Annotated in this window: 19 protein-coding genes; 6 read left to right on the plus strand and 13 right to left on the minus strand. The window is 58.1% G+C overall.

Translation table 11 applies throughout. The annotated features are described in order from the left end of the window. Nucleotides 1-113: 113 nt before the first annotated feature. The 4 genes from treB to nrdG all read left to right on the plus strand — a co-directional run bounded on the left by treB (nt 114) and on the right by nrdG (nt 6,344). Nucleotides 114-1,532, plus strand: coding sequence for a PTS trehalose transporter subunit IIBC (gene treB, locus CU081_RS01110; protein WP_003863402.1), 1,419 nt, complete (start codon nt 114-116; stop codon nt 1,530-1,532). A 51-nt stretch (nt 1,533-1,583) separates the two neighbouring features. Then, nucleotides 1,584-3,227 (plus strand): alpha,alpha-phosphotrehalase, encoded by a 1,644-nt coding sequence (gene treC, locus CU081_RS01115; RefSeq protein ID WP_022650287.1) that lies wholly within the window; start codon nt 1,584-1,586, stop codon nt 3,225-3,227. Nucleotides 3,228-3,600: 373 nt separating this feature from the next. Continuing rightward, nucleotides 3,601-5,739, plus strand: coding sequence for an anaerobic ribonucleoside-triphosphate reductase (gene nrdD, locus CU081_RS01120; RefSeq protein ID WP_003863406.1), 2,139 nt, complete (start codon nt 3,601-3,603; stop codon nt 5,737-5,739). Between the two features lie 140 nt (nt 5,740-5,879). Next, nucleotides 5,880-6,344, plus strand: a complete 465-nt coding sequence (nrdG, locus tag CU081_RS01125; protein WP_003856093.1) for an anaerobic ribonucleoside-triphosphate reductase-activating protein — start codon at nt 5,880-5,882, stop codon at nt 6,342-6,344. A gap of 32 nt (nt 6,345-6,376) precedes the next feature. On the opposite strand, the gene CU081_RS01130 is transcribed toward nrdG, so the two are convergent. From CU081_RS01130 to CU081_RS01175, 10 genes are all read right to left on the minus strand, one after another. Further along, nucleotides 6,377-8,287, minus strand: coding sequence for a BglG family transcription antiterminator (locus tag CU081_RS01130; RefSeq protein WP_022650286.1), 1,911 nt, complete (start codon nt 8,285-8,287; stop codon nt 6,377-6,379). 19 nt (nt 8,288-8,306) lie between these two features. Then, a complete protein-coding gene (locus CU081_RS01135; protein WP_022650285.1) occupies nt 8,307-9,443 on the minus strand; it encodes a lactonase family protein in 1,137 nt (378 codons plus the stop codon). Between the two features lie 119 nt (nt 9,444-9,562). Beyond that, entirely contained in the window at nt 9,563-10,303 is a 741-nt protein-coding gene (gene dagF / locus CU081_RS01140) for a 2-dehydro-3-deoxy-phosphogluconate aldolase (RefSeq protein ID WP_022650284.1), read from the minus strand. Further along, entirely contained in the window at nt 10,300-11,418 is a 1,119-nt protein-coding gene (locus tag CU081_RS01145; protein ID WP_022650283.1) for a DgaE family pyridoxal phosphate-dependent ammonia lyase, read from the minus strand. Before CU081_RS01145 ends, dagF begins: the two co-directional genes overlap by 4 nt. Next, nucleotides 11,402-12,535 (minus strand): amidohydrolase/deacetylase family metallohydrolase, encoded by a 1,134-nt coding sequence (locus CU081_RS01150; protein ID WP_022650282.1) that lies wholly within the window; start codon nt 12,533-12,535, stop codon nt 11,402-11,404. Before CU081_RS01150 ends, CU081_RS01145 begins: the two co-directional genes overlap by 17 nt. Nucleotides 12,536-12,577: 42 nt before the next feature. Beyond that, nucleotides 12,578-13,219 (minus strand): DUF4310 family protein, encoded by a 642-nt coding sequence (locus CU081_RS01155; RefSeq protein WP_003856081.1) that lies wholly within the window; start codon nt 13,217-13,219, stop codon nt 12,578-12,580. Nucleotides 13,220-13,232: 13 nt separating this feature from the next. Next, nucleotides 13,233-14,009 (minus strand): DUF4311 domain-containing protein, encoded by a 777-nt coding sequence (locus tag CU081_RS01160; protein ID WP_006810337.1) that lies wholly within the window; start codon nt 14,007-14,009, stop codon nt 13,233-13,235. Nucleotides 14,010-14,031: 22 nt separating this feature from the next. Continuing rightward, nucleotides 14,032-14,331, minus strand: a complete 300-nt coding sequence (locus CU081_RS01165; protein WP_006810338.1) for a DUF4312 family protein — start codon at nt 14,329-14,331, stop codon at nt 14,032-14,034. 2 nt (nt 14,332-14,333) lie between these two features. Continuing rightward, nucleotides 14,334-14,696 (minus strand): SFCGS family glycine-rich protein, encoded by a 363-nt coding sequence (locus tag CU081_RS01170; protein WP_006810339.1) that lies wholly within the window; start codon nt 14,694-14,696, stop codon nt 14,334-14,336. Between the two features lie 10 nt (nt 14,697-14,706). Continuing rightward, nucleotides 14,707-15,045: a PRD domain-containing protein gene (locus CU081_RS01175; RefSeq protein ID WP_026080657.1), complete on the minus strand. Its 339-nt coding sequence runs from the start codon at nt 15,043-15,045 to the stop codon at nt 14,707-14,709. Between the two features lie 416 nt (nt 15,046-15,461). Between CU081_RS01175 and CU081_RS01180 the strand changes: the two genes are divergently transcribed. Continuing rightward, nucleotides 15,462-15,617, plus strand: coding sequence for a Hok/Gef family protein (locus CU081_RS01180; RefSeq protein ID WP_017383916.1), 156 nt, complete (start codon nt 15,462-15,464; stop codon nt 15,615-15,617). 70 nt (nt 15,618-15,687) lie between these two features. On the opposite strand, the gene cybC is transcribed toward CU081_RS01180, so the two are convergent. Together cybC and pmbA are read right to left on the minus strand one after the other, a co-directional pair. Further along, nucleotides 15,688-16,074 carry a cytochrome b562 gene (gene cybC, locus CU081_RS01185; RefSeq protein ID WP_022650280.1) on the minus strand — a complete coding sequence of 129 codons (387 nt, stop codon included), beginning with the start codon at nt 16,072-16,074 and terminating at the stop codon, nt 15,688-15,690. Between the two features lie 42 nt (nt 16,075-16,116). Next, on the minus strand, nt 16,117-17,469 hold the full coding sequence (gene pmbA / locus CU081_RS01190) for a metalloprotease PmbA (RefSeq protein WP_022650279.1): 1,353 nt from the start codon (nt 17,467-17,469) through the stop codon (nt 16,117-16,119). Between the two features lie 95 nt (nt 17,470-17,564). Between pmbA and yjgA the strand changes: the two genes are divergently transcribed. After that, complete coding sequence (yjgA, locus tag CU081_RS01195; protein ID WP_003856072.1) at nt 17,565-18,116, plus strand: ribosome biogenesis factor YjgA; 552 nt, start codon at nt 17,565-17,567, stop codon at nt 18,114-18,116. 86 nt (nt 18,117-18,202) lie between these two features. On the opposite strand, the gene mpl is transcribed toward yjgA, so the two are convergent. After that, nucleotides 18,203-19,576, minus strand: coding sequence for a UDP-N-acetylmuramate:L-alanyl-gamma-D-glutamyl-meso-diaminopimelate ligase (gene mpl, locus CU081_RS01200; protein ID WP_032608369.1), 1,374 nt, complete (start codon nt 19,574-19,576; stop codon nt 18,203-18,205). Nucleotides 19,577-19,627: the final 51 nt, after the last annotated feature.

The following is a 19,627-nucleotide window of genomic DNA, read 5'->3' on the forward strand; positions in this document are numbered from 1 at the left end:
TTATTGTGATCTTCGCCCGATTTCGGGAACGTTCCCATTTTCGCCGTCACGTTGAAGGAGTAGGCTTGCGCACAGGTCATAACCCCTATCACCATCTGTCATGAGGTTTCATGATGAGTAAAGTCAAACAAACAGATATCGATCAGCTGATCGTCCTGGTCGGCGGACGCGACAACATCGCCACCGTCAGCCATTGCATTACCCGCCTGCGCTTCGTGCTGAACGATCCGGCCAAAGCCAACCCGAAGGCCATTGAAGAGCTTTCCATGGTTAAAGGCTGCTTCACCAATGCCGGGCAGTTCCAGGTGGTGATTGGTACCGAAGTGGGCGATTACTATCAGGCTCTGCTGGCGACTACCGGGCACTCTTCCGCAGATAAAGAGCAGGCGAAGAAGGCCGCGCGTCAGAATATGAAATGGCATGAGCAGCTGATTTCCCATTTTGCGGAGATCTTCTTCCCGCTGCTGCCAGCGCTGATCAGCGGGGGCTTAATTCTGGGCTTCCGTAACGTCATCGGCGATGTGCCAATGAGCGACGGCAAAACCCTGGCGCAGATGTACCCGGCGCTGCAAAGTATCTATGACTTCCTGTGGCTGATTGGCGAAGCGATCTTCTTCTATCTGCCGGTCGGGATCTGCTGGTCCGCGGTGCGCAAGATGGGCGGAACGCCAATTCTCGGTATCGTGCTCGGCGTGACGCTGGTCTCTCCGCAGTTAATGAACGCTTACTTACTTGGTCAGCAAACGCCAGAGGTGTGGAACTTCGGCCTGTTTACCATCGCCAAAGTGGGCTATCAGGCGCAGGTGATCCCGGCATTGCTGGCGGGTCTGGCGCTGGGCTTTATTGAGACGCGCCTGAAGCGCATCGTGCCGGATTACCTCTATCTGGTGGTGGTCCCGGTCTGCTCGCTGATCCTGGCGGTGTTCCTGGCGCATGCCTTTATCGGTCCGTTTGGCCGCATGATTGGCGACGGCGTGGCCTTCGCGGTCCGTCACCTGATGACCGGCAGCTTCGCGCCAATCGGTGCCGCGCTGTTTGGCTTCCTCTACGCTCCGCTGGTGATCACCGGCGTGCACCAGACCACGCTGGCGATCGATATGCAAATGATCCAGAGCCTCGGCGGTACGCCTGTCTGGCCGATCATCGCCCTGTCTAACATTGCGCAGGCCTCGGCGGTAACCGGCATCATCATCGTCAGCCGTAAGCACAACGAGCGTGAGATCTCCGTTCCGGCTGCCATCTCCGCTTACCTCGGCGTCACTGAACCGGCGATGTACGGTATCAACCTTAAATACCGCTTCCCGATGCTTTGCGCGATGATCGGCTCCGGTCTGGCGGGCTTGCTGTGCGGCCTGAACGGCGTGATGGCAAACGGGATTGGCGTCGGCGGCCTGCCGGGTATCCTCTCCATTCAGCCCGCTTTCTGGCAGGTATTTGCGCTGGCGATGGCGGTGGCGATTATCATCCCAATGGCGCTGACTACCGTGGTTTATCAGCGTAAGTTCCGTCAGGGCACGTTGCAGATTGTTTAATTCTCTCTTTCGGGGCGCAGTTGCGCCCCTTCGCATTTGCAGGAACACGCTATGAATACCCTTCCTCACTGGTGGCAGAACGGCGTCATCTATCAGATTTACCCAAAGAGTTTCCTGGATACCACCGGCAGCGGCACGGGCGATCTACGCGGCGTAACGCAGCGCCTGGACTACCTGAAAACCCTCGGCATTGACGCTATCTGGCTGACGCCGTTTTATATCTCGCCGCAGGTGGATAACGGTTACGACGTGGCGAACTACACTGCCATTGACCCGACCTACGGCACGCTGGACGACTTTGACGAACTGGTTGCCCGGGCGCATGAACGCGGCATCCGCATCGTGCTGGATATGGTCTTTAACCACACGTCCACGCAGCACGCCTGGTTCCGCGAGTCGCTGGATAAAGCGAGTCCGTACCGCCAGTTCTATATCTGGCGGGACGGTACGCCGGATACGCTTCCCAACAACTGGCGCTCCAAATTTGGCGGCAACGCCTGGCGCTGGCACGCCGAAAGCGAACAGTATTATCTGCACCTGTTCGCACCGGAGCAGGCGGATCTCAACTGGGAAAACCCGGCGGTGCGCGCCGAGCTGAAAAAAGTGTGCGAGTTCTGGGCCGATCGCGGCGTGGACGGCTTGCGTCTGGACGTGATTAACCTGATTTCAAAAGATCAGGATTTCCCGGACGATACCCTCGGCGACGGTCGCCGCTTCTACACTGACGGGCCGCGCATCCACGAATATCTTCAGGAGATGAGCCGGGACGTCTTTACCCCGCGTAACCTGATGACGGTGGGCGAGATGTCCTCCACCTCGCTGGAGAACTGCCAGCAGTATGCGTCTCTTGATGGCCGCGAGCTGTCGATGACCTTTAACTTCCACCACCTCAAGGTGGACTACCCCGGCGGCGAAAAATGGACGAAGGCAAAGCCGGACTTCGTGGCGCTGAAAACCCTTTTCCGCCACTGGCAGCAAGGGATGCACAACAAAGCCTGGAACGCGCTGTTCTGGTGTAACCATGACCAGCCGCGCATCGTGTCGCGCTTTGGTGACGAAGGGGAACACCGCGTGGCGGCGGCGAAAATGCTCGGCATGGTGCTGCACGGGATGCAGGGCACGCCGTATATCTACCAGGGTGAAGAGCTGGGTATGACCAACCCGCATTTCAGCCGTATCACCGACTACCGCGACGTGGAAAGTCTGAACATGTTCGCCGAACAGCGGGCTAACGGACGCGATACCGATGAACTACTGGCGATTCTGGCGAGTAAGTCACGCGATAATGGCCGCACGCCGATGCAGTGGGACGCCTCGCATAATGCGGGCTTTACCGAGGCCGAGCCGTGGATTGGCGTTTGCGACAACTACGAAACCGTGAATGTCCGCGCGGCGCTGGACGACCCCGATTCGGTGTTCTACACCTACCAGTCGCTGATTCGCCTGCGCAAAACCCTGCCGGTACTGACGTGGGGGGATTATGAGGATCTCCTGCCTGACCACCCTTCCCTGTGGTGTTATCGCCGCCAGTGGCAGGGGCAAACGCTGATGGTGGTGGCGAACCTGAGCCATTTGCCTCAGGAATGGCAAGCGGACGCTCTCAGCGGCGAGTCGCAGGTGGTGATAAGCAACTACCCCGCCCCTCAAACCTCAATGCTTCGTCCGTTTGAAGCCGTGTGGTGGCTAAAGCAGTAATTCCTCCGCCGGGCACGATGCCGTGTCCGGCTTACTTTGCTGTTTTTGTTGAATAATTAATCAGATTTTTCCTTCGCGTCTTTACAATTGCCCCAGCGCCCGCCGTTTGTACTCTCGTCTTTTTACTTTGTCCTGCATCAAAAAAATCGCAAACATGTTTGATGCAAATCACTATATGTAGCACTTAAAATGCACGCCGACCCAACATCTTGTATTTATCGTCTACTATTCCAACAACAAGACGGCGCTTACGCTGGCCGGAATTGTGGATAACACGGGCTGGGCACGCGGGAAGTCTTTGCCGCGGCGAGGAATACGCCCGGTGAATACTTCTCCACCTCTGTGGATAACCTGTTTTTAAAATGGAGTGATCATGACACCGCATGTGATGAAACGTGATGGCTGTAAAGTGCCGTTTAAATCAGAGCGCATCAAAGAAGCCATTCTGCGTGCAGCTAAAGCAGCGGGAGTCGATGACGCAGATTACTGCGCCACCGTCGCAGAAGTCGTTAGCAGCCAGATGCATGAACGCAGCCAGGTGGATATCAACGAGATCCAGACCGCGGTTGAAAACCAGCTGATGTCTGGTCCGTACAAGCAGCTGGCGCGCGCCTACATTGAGTATCGTCACGACCGTGACGTCCAGCGTGAGAAACGGGGTCGCCTTAACCAGGAGATCCGCGGCCTGGTAGAGCAAACCAACTCGTCGCTGCTCAATGAAAATGCCAATAAAGACAGCAAAGTGATCCCGACCCAGCGCGACCTGCTGGCCGGTATCGTCGCCAAGCACTATGCCCGTCAGCATCTGCTGCCGCGCGATGTAGTCTCGGCGCACGAGCGCGGTGAGATCCACTATCACGATCTCGACTACTCGCCGTTCTTCCCGATGTTTAACTGCATGCTGATCGACCTGAAAGGCATGCTGACCCACGGTTTTAAAATGGGTAACGCCGAGATTGAGCCGCCGAAATCCATCTCCACCGCGACGGCGGTCACGGCGCAGATCATCGCCCAGGTGGCGAGCCACATCTATGGCGGCACCACCATTAACCGCATTGATGAAGTGCTGGCCCCGTTCGTGACCGAGAGCTTCAACAAACACCGTAAAACGGCGGAAGAGTGGCAGATCCCGAATGCTGACGGTTACGCCCGTTCCCGCACCGAGAAAGAGTGCTACGACGCCTTCCAGTCGCTGGAATATGAGGTAAACACGCTGCATACCGCCAACGGCCAGACGCCGTTTGTGACCTTCGGGTTTGGCCTCGGCACCAGCTGGGAATCACGCCTGATCCAGCAGTCTATTCTGCGCAACCGTATCTCCGGCCTCGGTAAAAACCGTAAAACGGCGGTGTTCCCGAAACTGGTGTTCGCCATTCGCGACGGCCTGAACCACAAGTTTGGCGATCCGAACTACGACATCAAACAGCTGGCGCTGGAGTGCGCGAGCAAGCGTATGTACCCGGATATCCTCAACTACGACCAGGTGGTAAAAGTCACGGGTTCGTTTAAAACGCCAATGGGCTGCCGCAGCTTCCTCGGCGTGTACGAAGATGAGAACGGCGAGCAGATCCACGACGGGCGCAACAACCTGGGCGTCATCAGCCTGAACCTGCCGCGCATCGCGCTGGAAGCCAAAGGGAATGAAGCGGCCTTCTGGACACTGCTGGATGAACGTTTACAGCTGGCACGTAAGGCGCTGATGACCCGCATCGCCCGTCTTGAAGGGGTGAAAGCCCGCGTCGCGCCAATTCTCTATATGGAAGGAGCCTGCGGCGTGCGCCTGAAAGCGGACGATGATGTGTCGGAGATCTTCAAAAACGGTCGCGCGTCGATCTCTCTTGGCTATATCGGCATTCACGAAACGATTAACGCGCTGTTTGGCGACAAGCATATCTATGACAACGACGCCCTGCGTGAGAAGGGTATCGCGATTGTGCAGCGCCTGCGCGATGCGGTAGACCAGTGGAAAGAGGAAACTGGTTACGGTTTCAGCCTGTACAGCACGCCGAGTGAAAACCTCTGCGATCGCTTCTGCCGTCTGGACACCGCCGAATTCGGCATCGTGGAAGGCGTGACCGACAAAGGTTACTACACCAACAGCTTCCACCTCGATGTGGAGAAGAAGGTGAACCCGTACGACAAGATCGACTTCGAAGCGGCTTATCCGCCCATCGCGAACGGCGGTTTTATCTGCTATGGCGAGTACCCGAACATTCAGCACAACCTGAAGGCGCTGGAAGACGTGTGGGATTACAGCTATCAGCACGTGCCGTACTACGGAACCAACACGCCAATTGACGAGTGCTACGAGTGCGGCTTTACCGGTGAGTTCGAGTGCACCAGCAAAGGCTTCACCTGTCCGAAATGCGGTAACCACGATGCAGCCCGCGTCTCCGTGACCCGCCGCGTGTGCGGCTACCTCGGCAGCCCGGATGCCCGTCCGTTTAACGCCGGTAAGCAGGAAGAGGTGAAGCGCAGGGTGAAACATCTGGGGAATGGGCAGATCGGGTAAGTTCTGCGCAGGGTGTCCCCCCCACCCTACCCCTCTCCCTCAAGGGAGAGGGAACCGATCGAGCACATTGTTATTCCGGCCACCGGTTTTCTCCCTCTCCCTGTGGGAGAGGGCCGGGGTGAGGGCATCAGGTTAACGCTATGAATTATCACCAGTACTACCCCGTCGACATCGTCAACGGCCCCGGCACCCGCTGTACCCTGTTTGTATCAGGCTGCGTTCACGAGTGCCCCGGCTGCTACAACAAAAGCACCTGGCGCCTGAACTCGGGTATGCCGTTTACCGCTGAGATGGAAGACCGCATCATCAACGACCTGAACGACACGCGCATCAAACGCCAGGGGATCTCGCTCTCCGGCGGCGACCCGCTCCATCCGCAAAACGTGCCGGAGATCCTGAAGCTGGTAAAACGCATCCACCACGAGTGCGCGGGAAAAGACATCTGGGTCTGGACGGGCTATAAGCTGGATGAACTGAATGCGCAGCAGATGGAAGTGGTGGATCTAATTAACGTCCTGGTCGACGGCAAGTTCATGCAGGATCTAAAAGATCCTATGCTTATCTGGCGCGGCAGCAGCAACCAGGTTGTGCATCATCTGCGTTGAATTAAGGCGGATATCCTCTGTCCGCCTGAACGTCAAAACCGACTCAAACTCTCCATCGCCACAGCCTTAAACGCCGCAAAATTCTCGCACTGGCACAGGCGCGCCATCGCGCGTTCACGCAGGAAAGTGACAAAGATGTCGTAAATCGCCATTGCCTCTTCGTACTCGCTTTTGCTGATGGCGAGCAGGAAGATGACATGGGCGGTTTCATCTCCCCACTGAATGCCCTGCGGCGCCAGCACGGTGTAGACCACCGTTTTTTGCGCCAGCAGGCCGAGGGAGTGCGGCAGCGCAATGCCGTCGCCGAGCATGGTGCTGACGATGGCTTCACGCTCGATAACCGAATCCAGAAACTCCGTACCGACAAAGCCCTCTGCTTCAAGCTGTTCACACAGCTCGCGGAACAGCGTTTGCTGGTCGACAGGCTTGTCGATAATGCGGAAATGGGCCGCGTCGAAGTATTTTTCCAGCATCCACGGCCGGGTGCGGTCCACCAGCACCAGCTTGCCGATCTGCTCTAACTGATAATCGGTCGGGAACGGGGCGATCATCACCACCGGTTTGGATTTTTCGCTCACACGGGCGGTGGAGATCACAAAGTCTTCGCCAATGGCATCGGCAAGCTCGTACTCGCGAAGGGTGAGCGTGCGCGTCACCTCAATCTGCGGGTATTTACGCTGAAGTACCGCCTCGATCATGCGCACCATCGCGTTACCTGCGTCGCATACCAGCAGCACCCGCGGCTGGCGCTGGTAGCCGATGTTGTAGTGGCGCTCCAGCCCGACGCCGATATGCAGCACCAGAAAACCAATTTCGTTTTCGCTGATCACATACGGGGTGTATTTTCCCCAGCTCGACACCGCCGCGAGGGTCATATCCCACGCCATCGGGTAGTGCTGCTTGATGTTATCCAGCAACGGATTGGGGATCATGATTTGATACCGCACGCGGGTAATCATGGTTTTGATGTGCGTGAGCAGATCTGCATGCAGTTGCTCGTCGCTCAACAGGTTGTAGTTATAGTGGGTGTTGATGTAGCGCAGAATGTAGTTGACCAAGGCTTCGTCGTCGTCAGCATTAATGGCGCTCGGGGCGATCTCCTGGATCTGCCGCGCCGCAATGTGCACGCACAGCCAGCTCTCTTCTGACGGCGACAGCGCTTTGCCCGCCAGCTCCTGGATAGCCACCACGATATCTTTCGCCGCCTCATGCACGTTCTCTTCCACGTCTTCCGCGTGGAATTCCGGCAGCGGATACCCTTCGCTGATGCGCCGCACCGACACCGCGCAGTACAGACGCAGGAACAGCTCGCCTTCGTCGGTCAGGCGAATGTGATGGCGCGTCAGCGCATCGTGCAGCACCGGCACCATCTTTTCCGCCACGCCCGCGTTCAGCGCCACGTCGGTCACCAGCGGGTTCAGGCTGTCCTGCTGCGCCAGCTCCCACAGGAGGTCGGTCAGGCAGGCGCGTATCGCTATCTCGCTGCCAAACAGCTTCATGCCGTGGCGAGGGCGGGTTTCCAGCGTCAGGTTGTAACGGTGAAACCACTCGCGCACTTCCACCATGTCGCTCTGCAACGTGGCCCGGCTGACGAACCACTCATCGGCCAGATCCTCCAGCTTGATGGAAAAGGCTGACGTCAGAAAACGCACCTCCAGATAGTGCACGCGCTCAGGTCCGGTTCGCGGAATACGCAGCGCGCGCGGGTGGGACGCCTGCAATTGTTGATAGCGCGCCACATCATTAATTTTGAGCTGATAGCCGTTGCCCCGGCTCAAAATGAACTGCGCGCCGTGGCTGGCCAGCAGCGCGTTCAGGGCGGTGATATCCGCCCGGACGGTTCGCGTGGAAACCGACAGCCGCTGCGCCAGCTCGTCCTGCGGCAGCGTCTCGTTTTGCAACAGATCGAAAAGTTGCGCTAAACGTTGGTTCGGAAATCGCACGTCGTTGTCCTCTTACGGCTTAAGGTGAAATGACCATCTGAGATGGGCTGCCGACCGGGGTATAGTCTGGCTCGGCGCTCAGCTTGCCGTCCGGTGCCACGCGGAAACGGGTAATGTTGTCGCTGCGCTGGTTCATGACGTACAGCCAGCGACCCTGCTTATCGAGCGTCAGGGTGCGCGGATAGTCGCCGCGCGTCCAGACATCATCCTGATGCGTCAGCGTACCCTCTGCCGTTACGGTAAAGTGCCCGATGCTGTTATGCAAACGGTTAGCGACATACAGCTGTTTCCCGTCGGCACTTAGCGCCAGCCCGGCAGCAAAACTGGTGCCTTTATAACCGTCCGGCAGGGCTGAAACCGTTTTACCCTCTTTCAGCCTGCCATTACTGTCCAGCGCATAATGGGTGAGCGTAGATGCCTCTTCGTTAATCAGCCACAGGGCATCACCTTTCGGCATAAAGACGAAGTGGCGCGGCCCGGCCCCTTTTGAGGAGGCGCTGATAAACGGCGGATCGTTCGGAGTCAGCTTCCCGGTTTGATCGTCAAAACGGTACTGATAGATGCGATCCAGCCCCAGATCGGTGGAAAAAACGTATTTCCCGCTCGGATCGGCGGCGATCATGTGCGCATGCGGGCCGTTATGATCGCTGATGGCGAAACTGCCCTCGACGGCAGCTTTCGGCTTCGCCGCGCCCGGTTCGCCTTTGTCCTGATGGGTGTCCGTAGCATCGCTCAGTCTGCCGTCTGCGTTAACGGGCAGCACCGCGACAGTTCCGCTGATGTAGTTTGCCACCAGCAGATGTTTACCGTTCGGCGTCAGGGAAAGATATACCGGCCCCGCGCCGCCGGAGGCCACCTGATTCAGCTCGCTCAGCGTGCCGTTATCGCCGATGCGCAGCGCCTGCACCACGCCCTGCTCCACTTCGCTTGCCAGATAGAGCGTTTTGCCGTCGTGTGAGACGGTTAACTGCGCGGCGTTCGGCAGCTTGCTCACCAGCGTTTTATCGTTCAGCGCACCGGTTTGCGGGTCGACGGTAAAGCGGTACAGCCCTTCGCCGTTGGGGTTGTAGGTGCCCACCCAGGCGTACTGGTTTTGAGCAATAGCAGAGGTAGCAAGTAAAGAGAGTGAAGCAACAAGCAGGGTACGGGTGTGCATGGTGGCTCCTTCGGGTGTGTGCGGTTTGTTTCCCCTCACCCTAACCCTCTCCCCAAAGGGGAGAGGGGACGATTACACCCTCTCCCCTTTGGGGAGAGGGCTGGGGTGAGGGGCAGGTTTTACTTCACCAGCTTCTTCGTCATCGCCAGCAGCGTGCGCACATCTTCTGGGCGCGTATCACCGCTGGCCTTGTCGATAATCGAGCTGTAGATATGCGGGATGATTTTGCTCACGCCCGCGTCGAGGGCGATCTGCAAGATCGCCTCGAAGTTCTCCAGATCGATTCCCCCGGTCGGCTCCAGCCAGAAGTCGTGACGGGCGCAGGCTTCCGCCACCGCCTGGTATTCGTCACGGCACTTCAGGCCGCCCATCGGGAAATATTTGATGGAGCTGCCGCCGAAATCTTTCAGCAGGGCAATCGCCGTTTCAACCGCCACGATGGCGTCCGGCGCTTTGCTGCTCAGCGGTCCGGTGGAGATTTTCACCATCCCGACGGTGCCGGTCGGAGAGACCAGACCGTTGACTACGGAGTCATTCTGCCCCAGCAGCGCGCGGCTGGTGGCCACGCCGGTAAAGACCTGATTAACGTGCTGCGGCTGCACCTGGCGGGAGATTTCACTCACCATCGCCGACTGGTTCGGATCGCCCGCGCCCAGGCCAACGGAGAGCGCGTTATCAATCAGCTTCGCGTATTCACGCATATCCGCGACCGCGCTCGCCACGTCCGGGTAATTTTTGGAGAGCACGCCCACCAGCACGTGGCCTTCCGCCGCCTCATAGATGGCGCTGGCGTTGGCCTTTGAGCCTGCCAGCACGTTCAGGCAGACGCGGTCACGGTAAAAGTTGGGGGTCAGTTTCATGCGTTTTTCTCCTGTCCTAATACTTCACTAATGCGGCGGTACACAATTTTCAGCTGGTCAGCGTTTACGCTGCGCACGTCCGCTTCGATAATCCCTTCGTTGGCTTTATAGCCACGGAAGTAAATGGCGTATTCGCCCTGCTTCAGCTTCGCCACCAGGTCACCCGTGCCGACGCCGGTGGTGGCTTCGTCGAACTTAATTTCGGTGCGGGCGATGTCGCGTCCGGCGCTGTCCCAGACCACGCGCGCGGTCACACCGTTAAGGGTGTTGAGCGCCTCGATAAACGGCGTCATTTTCGCCACCATCTCGGCGCCGCTCTCCTTGGTGGCCGTCAGGTAGTGTTCGATGGCGCAGGTCAGGCCAAGAATGCCCTCTTTGCCCACCTTCATCGCGCGGCCAATGCCCGCCGTCTGGCGCTTCACCCACTCAACGTACTGGGTTTTGCCGATCACCAGGCCGCTGGTTGGGCCTTCGATCGCCTTCGCGCCGCTGTAGATCACCAGATCGGCGCCGGATCGGTAATAGGTATGCAGATCTTCTTCCGCCGCGGCATCAACGATCAGCGGCAAGTCGTGTTTACGCGCGACAACCGCCGCCTGCTCGACGCTGAGCATGCTTTTCTGCACGCAGTGGTGCGATTTAATGTAGAGGATAGCCGCCGTGCGCGGGGTGATCGCCGCCGCCAGCTGATCGGCGGAACATTCGTTGGCGTAGCCCGCTTCCACCAGCTTGCCGCCGCCAAGCGCCACCATGGTGCCCACCGGCGCGCCAAAATTCACGTTGTGGCCTTTCGGCAGGACGATCTCGTTATTTTCAATCGGTGTGACGTGCAGGTTTTCCAGCAGCCAGTCGCTGTCTTTCACCAGCACAGCCGCCACGGACTGGGCAATGCCCGCCGACGCGCAGGAAACCACCGTCGCCCCTTCCACCTCCAGCAGCTTCGCGATGTATTCCCCGGTTTTATTGACCAGATCCTTAATCTCGAAATAGTGATTCATGCCGTTCATCGCCGCCTGCACCACTTCCGGGCGCGGCGTGGAGACGCCCAGCGCCGTCATGCGGCCAGAGGTGTTGATAACCTGCTTTAAGTTGTACTTCTCATAAATCGAAGGCATGTTCCGTGCTCCCTTGTTCGGTCATGTAGCCCTTGCCCGCGCGGATCGCGGCAAGCGGCACCAGAATGTGTTCAGCCTGTAGGCTGTCGTTTTCGGCATCCGTCAGCACCGTCGGCTGGCGCTTGAGGGTAAACAGCGTCAGATCGGCGTCGAGGCCAGGCTGAATGCGGCCTTTGCGCGTCAGGCGCAGGCCGTCGGCGGCGTTGGCGGTGACGCAGTCAATCACCTGCGGCAATGACATGCCGATGGCGAGGAATTTCGACATCACGCTTGCCAGCGAGCCGACCGGGCCGTTGATGCGGTTGCGGCAGTAAATATCCGAGCTGATGGTGTGCGGCAGAATGCCCATCGCAATAGCGCGCTTCGCCACTTCAAAGCTGAAGCTCGCCGTACCGTGGCCAACGTCCAGACGCACGCCGCGCTTCAGGGCGGAGGTAATGGAGGCACGCAGCTCGCCGGAGGGCGTCAGGATGCGGTTTGGCTTGCCGTTGTAGCAGTGGGTGATGATGTCGCCGGAGCTCAGCAGCTCGGCGATTTCGTCGAGGTTCGGCGGGTTGTTGCCAATGTGCACCATCAGCGGCAGGTCGCCGTTCTCTTTCTGGATCGCTTTCGCGCGCGCCAGCGGGGTGATGCCGTTTTCACCGACCACGCTGCTGCTCATGCGCGCCTTCAGGCCGACGATAAAATCAGGATGCCGTTTCACCGCCTCTTTCACCGCGTCGGCGTCAATATTGGCCATATTGGCCAGCTCGTTCTGGGCGATCAGCCCCACGCGGGAGATGTTCAGCAGGGCAAACACCTCGGTGGAGGCTTTGCGGGTGATGGCGTAGAAATCGTCCACGTCGTCGGCCCCGGTGCTGCCCGCGTCCACCACGGTGGTGACGCCGGTGGCAATGCCCACGCTGTCCGGCTCGTCGTGGTAAATCGGGGAGTTCGGGTAGCAGTGGACGTGGGAGTCAATCCAGCCCGCGCTGACGAACACATCACCGTTAAGCTCAACCGTTTTGCGGGCGGGAGCGTTAATGTCGCCTGTCGCGGCGATCTTCCCGTCCTGAATGGCGATATCGGTCAGGGTATCGTCGGCGAGGCGCGCACGGCGCAGGAGTAGATCAAACATGGGGTTCTCCTGATAGGGCGGGCGCCGGAGCGCCCGCGGGTATTAAAGGGCGACCGGGAACAGCCATCCCAAAATCATTGCGCCGAGGATGGCGCCACCGGTAATCGGCTTCTGCCAGATGTAGAACAGCAGCGCGCCTACCAGGGAACCGACGCCGATTGGAATGGAGGCGGTCATGGCGCTGAGGATAATCAACGGCCCGAGGAAGCGGCCGGAGGCGTTACCCGCGCCCATCATCACGTCTGCGCCGTAGGTGGAGTTGCTCTGGTTGATGGTGAACTTACGCGCCAGGATGATGACGTAGCCAATCGCCAGACCAATCACCAGGCCGGTAATCAGCGAGGCAATGAAGTTGGTCACCGGGAACATGATCCCCGCGCCCAGCAGCAGCGCCGGTACGCCGAGGCCCACGCCGGTCTGGATCGCCCCGCCGATATCAAGAATACCTACCAGCGACCCTTCGATAATTCGGGCGAACAGGAAGCTCGCGCCAAATGCCGCCACTGCGCCGTAAACGCCGGTATCAATGCCCGCTTTCAGCATCGCCACGAAGGCCACTTCGTTAAACGCGCCGATGCCGTAGAGGTAGTACATGTGCGTCCCGGCAAAGACGCCGGAGGAGAGCAGGCCAACGAAGATCGGGAACGACCAGTCGGCATACCAAAAACCTTTATTCTGTTCCATGTCGAGGCTCCTGTTATTTACCGCTGAGCGAGTTGTGGATCATGTCGAGCCAGTTCGGCACGGTCAGATGGAAGGATTCGATCATCTTCATGTCGAAGCCGCGGAAGAAGCCGCTCAGCACGAAGAGCAGAACGATCGCCGCCATCATCACTTTGGTGACGTGGTTCCAGCCGCTCTCCTCCACGCCTTTACCGATCAGAATACCCAGTACCAGACCCGGTACGGCGTTGCCCATAATCAGCTGCGCCGCGCCGCCAAAGATGGTGGCCCAGAAGCCCGATTTTTTACCCGCGTCGATGGCCGCCAGCCAGAAGATCACCGGCATGACGGTGTTGACCAGCAGGTTAGCCGCCGGTACAAGCACCTTCACGGCGGTGACCTGAAGCGCTGCGGGCACGGAGGAGGCGGTCAGGTTAAGGAAGGTCACGACAATCATGCCGATGATGCCGCAGGCAATCGCCATTTTGCGCGGGTCATGCAGCGTTTCACCGACGTTACGGTTTTTGATCATCAGCGCGGCAGCACCCCAGTTTGGGATGATGCGGTGGTCAACGTCCTGTGTGAAGGCACCTGCGGCCACGGAAGAGGCCCAGGCGTTAAAGAAGAAACCTAACCCAAAGGAGAAGTGGGACGCCGGATCCCCTTCGCAGGAGTTCAGTTCCCCCAACGTACGAAACGCGCCCATACCCTGAGTGGTAGGCGCATGAAACATGCGTGCAGCCCCGGCCCCGACACCGACGCCTACCAGGCCGCCGATGATGAGCGATTTTATTAATATAATTAAGAACATCAGTCTGCCCTTTTATGAATAATCAGCGTTGCGTGACGAAATCCACCTGGTCGAGATTGATGGCTGTCACGTTGACGGTCACATCCAGCTCCACGCTGTAGGTGCGTCTTTCCCGGCGCAGAAAGAAGAACAGAAACGCTTCTTTTCGCACCGCTTCTTGCGCCTGAACGACCTGCACATCCTGTGGCTCAATACGCAGTAAGATATGCGGTGAGGCTTTCATCACCGCGGCCTGAACGTGGTTGAGCGCGTCGGCAAAGGCGCGCGCTTTGGCGTCGCCCTTCCCCTTCACTCTCACCGTGGTTGTGAACTGTTCTTTCATGCTTACGCGCCGTATTTCTTCTGCCACGCCTGTACCAGACGCTCGCCCAGCTCTTCTTTATCCATAAAGCCAAAGCCCAGCACGTTGCAGCCTTCGTTGATGGCGGTCACACCCTCATCCACGGAGCGCATCCCGTATTTGGCCTTGTATCCATATTTGGTCTGAGCGGTGATGGCGCCCGCGCCGCCGCTGCCGCAAAAGGAGATGCCGAAGGTGGCGTTTTCCGCTTTCATCACGTCACCGAGCTTCATATCCGCTGCCATGCCCGGTACGACAACCGCGCGTCCGCCGGCTTTTTCCACACCCGCAGCCACTTTCTGACCTTTACCCAGGCGATCGCCAATCACGACTGTAATCTGTTCCATGTGTTGCTCCTTAAAGGTTGTCTTTCGCGACTTCGAAGTGAACGGAGAGCAGCCAGGCCTCTTCATCAGGAAGGTTGCCGAACTGCGCTACCACTTCACGGGCAAGTTGCATTGAATCTGGTGAAATTTCGTCGAACAGCTCTGCTTCAACCTCCGGCAGCGGCTCGCCGGTCACGGACCGGTGCGCCATTGCGCGAACGTGGGAGGTCAGCATCTGCTCCTGTACCGCGTTGGGGATGATGTTGTGCCGGGCCAGCAGGGCGTAGACCTGCTGAAGCATGGTGTTCGCGAGCTGTTCTGTTTGCACCGCCTGTTCCCCAACGTCGTTCATTACCGCTCCGTTAATCACTCGTCTTACCCCGTTAATGGCTCTGGAATAAAACTAACGTCGAGGGGGAATTGTTTGTAGCGAGTTGTTTTCCACTTCGAAGTGGAAAGGCGAGCAGCGGCAGTGATCTGTGCCACATAAATGCGGTGAATCTGTATAAATCGCTGGATTTACGTGATGAATATCACGCTATTACGCGGTATTAGACTGATAAGCGGAGTGGAAAAGATTACGAGCAGGCTCGTAGAAATGTGACGTGGATAAGGTTTTCTTATGGAGATTCGCTAGAGTGGCGGCGGGTGCTTGAGACTGACCGTCTCAGGCATGGGACGGAAAGTGGAAAGCCCCGCCTGATAAAAAATCAGGGCGGGGGCTCGAAACGACACGTCACACCGTGGAGTTCGCTACCTCGCCCGCTTTAAAGCAAGGAGGCATCCATGAAACGCAGAAACCCAAGTATCGGGGTTTTGATGATTATTTCTTTGACAATAATCATCTTAACGCTGGTGACGAGGAAAACACTGTGCGAGATCCGTTTTCGTAATGGCTCGCTTGAAGTGACAGCGCGGATGGATTGTCGCTCCGGCAAGTAGGGAGCAACGATGCGGGGGCGCATCATGCGCCTCCGCATACGGAGAGAGGACGTACAGCTCAGGCACCCAATTAACGATACTTTTTGTGATACGCGTTGCGGGTCGCCGCAAACTGGTCGGCTGCCGCCTGGGCTTCCTTCACTTTGCCTTCGTTCGCCAGCTTCAGCGCGCCGTCAATCTGGCCGACCAGCACGTCAAAGCCGTGGCGGTAGTCTTTCATCTCGGCGCTGTCTGCCGCTTTGCTTTCCAGCTTCGGCGGCGTCGCTTTTTGCGCATCCAGCGCAGCTTCACGCATCTTCGTCAGTGCGTCTTTCATTTCCGCCGCATTGTCGGTTTTCTGCACCACCTTCAGATTTTGACTGAGGATGTCCATGTTGTCTTCGAGATCGGCAGCAAACGCAGATGAGCCAAGAACCAGCGTTGAAGCCGCGACGATCGCTAACAGGTGTTTACGCATTGCTCACTTCCTTTTTTATTATTAATCACGCTTTTAAGGGGATTATTGCCCGGCGATTTTCATCTCCGGCAGTAATACAGAACCACACTGAATATTGCTGCGTTTTTCAATATCGTTACCGACCGTAACAATATTGCGCCACATGTCCTTGAGGTTGCCGGCGATGGTGATTTCGCTCACCGGATACTGAATTTCACCGTTTTCGACCCAGAAGCCCGCTGCACCGCGAGAGTAATCGCCGGTGATACCGCTCACGCCCTGCCCCATCAGCTCGGTGACCACCAGGCCGGTGCCCATCTCTTTCAGCATCTGTTCAAAATTCAGGCCCTGTCCGGCAATGCGCCAGTTGTGGATGCCACCCGCGTGCCCGGTGCTTTTCAGCCCCAACTTACGCGCAGAGTAGTTGGTCAGCAGCCACTGGGTCAGAATGCCGTCTTTCACGATATCCCGGCGTTCCGTGCGTACGCCTTCGCTGTCGAAAGGCGTGGAGGCCAGCCCTTTCAGCAGGTGTGGGTGCTCTTCGATGGTCAGCCATTCCGGCAGGATCTGCTTGCCCAGCGAGTCGAGCAGGAAGGTCGATTTACGGTACACCGAACCGCCCGCGATAGCGCCTACCAGATGGCCAAACAGACCGGTCGCCACTTCGTTGGCAAAAATCACCGGGGCTTTCATGGTGGAGAGCTTGCGCGGCGACAGGCGAGACAGCGTGCGTTCGGCGCACGCTTTACCCACCCACTCCGGAGACTGCAAATCCCCCAGCGCGCGGCCAATGGTATAGGCGTAGTCGCGCTCCATGTCGCCGTTTTCTTCGGCGATGACGCAACTGGAAAGCGAGTGGCGGGTTGAGCAGTACCCCTGCAACATGCCATGGGAGTTACCAAACACTTTAATGCCGTAGTGGCTGTTAAAGCTGCCGCCTTCGGTATTGGTGATGCGTTTGTCAGCCTGCAAAGAGGCCTGCTCGGCACGCGCGGCCAGCTCAATGGCTTCATCCGGCGTCACTTCCGCGGGATGGAACAGATCGAGATCCGGCGCGTCAAACGCCAGCAGCTCTTTATCGGCCACGCCAGCGTAAGGATCCGGGGAGGTGTAACGCGCGATATCCAGCGCCGCCTGCACCGTACGGGCGATGGCATCCGGGCTGAGATCGGTAGACGACGCGCTGCCTTTGCGATTCTGGTGATACACGGTGATCCCCAGCGCGCCATCGCTATTAAATTCTACATTCTCCACTTCGCCATAGCGGGTGCTCACGCTAATGCCGGTGGTTTTGCTGACCGCCACTTCGGCGCCATCTGATTTACCTGAAGCGAGCGTCAGCGCGGTGGAGACGGCTTCTTCCAGAATCTTACGCTGCGCTTCAACTTGTGAGGTTACTTTCATCGCAAATGCCATACTGTAAGAGAGAGTTAAATGAAGTCTAACAGAGAACCGTTTTTCAGTGCGCGTCTTAACTGGTAACATTAGCCTCTTTTTTTAAGGAGCCTGACATGACTAAGCAGCCCGAAGACTGGCTCGACGACGTTCCCGGTGATGACATCGAAGACGAAGATGATGAGATCATCTGGGTCAGTAAAAGTGAAATTAAACGTGACGCCGAAGAGTTAAAACAGCTTGGCGCAGAAATGGTAGAACTGGGTAAGAATGCGCTGGATAAGATCCCGCTCGACCAGGATCTGCGTGATGCCATTGAACTGGCACAGAAAATCAAGAAAGAAGGGCGTCGCCGCCAGCTTCAGCTTATCGGGAAACTGCTGCGTCAGCGCGACGTGGAGCCGATCCGTCAGGCGCTGGACAAACTGAAAAACCGCCACAACCAGCAGGTTGCGCTGTTCCATAAGCTGGAGCAGATCCGCGACCGTCTGATCGAGCAAGGTGATGACGCGGTACCTGAAGTGCTGAACCTGTGGCCGAATGCCGACCGCCAGCAGCTGCGTTCTTTGATCCGTAACGCGAAGAAAGAGAAAGAAGGGAATAAGCCGCCGAAGTCAGCGCGTCTGATTTTCCAGTATCTGCGCGAGCTGTCTGAGAACGAAGAGTAAACCCCTCACCCCAGCCCTCTCTCCAAAGGGGAGAGGGAGAAGAGATAATGTAGGCCCGGTAAGCGCTAGCGCCACCGGGTCTTTTTTTACTCTGCGGCCGCGGCTTTCTTCGCCAGACCGTCCAGCAGCTTCTGATGGATCCCGCCAAACCCGCCGTTGCTCATCACCAGAATGTGATCGCCAGGCTGTGCGGCTTTCACCACCATATCCGCTAAGACATCCACGTCCGCACTCCAGTGCGCTGGCTGAATGCAGGCGTCGGCCACTTCGGCCACCTGCCACGGAATATGCTGCGGTTGCAGCAGGAAGACTTCGTCGGCACGCCCTAAGGACGGCGCGAGATCGTCTTTGCAGATGCCCATTTTCATGGTGTTCGAACGCGGTTCCAGTACGGCCAGAATGCGCGCGGTGCCGCCAACTTTGCCACGCAATGCGGCAAGCGTCGCCAGAATGGCCGTTGGGTGGTGCGCGAAATCGTCATACACCGTCACACCGTGGGCTTCGCCACGCAGCTCCAGACGGCGACGAGCGTTGATAAACGTGCCCAGCGCATTGGCGGCATCCGCAGGCAGTACGCCAACGTGACGCGCCGCGGCGATCGCCATCAGGCCGTTGTGCATGTTGTGCTCGCCCACCAGGCCCCACTTCACCTCGCCCACTTTCTCACCGTCGAGCAGCACTTCCCATTCGGAGGCATCCGCGTTGAGCTTTTTCGCCTGCCAGTGCCCCTGCTCGCCCACCAGCTCCTGCTCGCTCCAGCACCCCATCGCCATAGTCTGCTTCAGGTTGATGTCGTTCTCCGGCAGGATAATGCGGCCCTGGCCCGGAACAATGCGCACCAGATGGTGGAACTGTTTCTGAATCGCTTTCAGGTCGTCAAAGATATCCGCGTGATCGAACTCAAGGTTGTTGAGGATCAGCGTGCGTGGGCAGTAATGCACGAATTTAGATCGCTTGTCGAAGAACGCGCAGTCGTATTCATCCGCTTCAATCACAAAGAACGGGCTGTCGCCCAGACGCGCGGAGACGTCGAAATTGCCCGGCACGCCGCCGATCACAAAGCCCGGCTTGTAGCCGCAGGCTTCGAGGATCCAGGTCGCCATACCGGCGGTGGTGGTTTTGCCATGCGTCCCGGCAACGGCGACAACCCAGCGGTCGCGCAGGACAAAATCATGCAGCCACTGCGGGCCAGACATGTACGGGATATTGCGTTCCAGCACCGCTTCAACGCATGGATTCCCACGGGTCATGGCGTTACCCACGATCACCAGATCCGGCTGCGGCTCCAGCTGGCTGGCGTCGTATCCCTGAATCAGAGAAATTCCCTGCTTCTCGAGCAGCGTGCTCATCGGCGGATACACATTGGCGTCCGAACCTGTCACTTCATGGCCCAGCGAGCGCGCCAGCATTGCCAGTCCGCCCATGAAAGTGCCACAAATCCCCAATATATGAATGCGCATACGTCACTATCCTTCTTCAATGTGGCGCACATTTTACTCACATGTCAGCGG

Origin of the sequence: Enterobacter sp. CRENT-193 (assembly GCF_002787395.1) — a bacterium.
Taxonomy (GTDB): Bacteria; Pseudomonadota; Gammaproteobacteria; order Enterobacterales; family Enterobacteriaceae; genus Enterobacter; species Enterobacter hormaechei_C.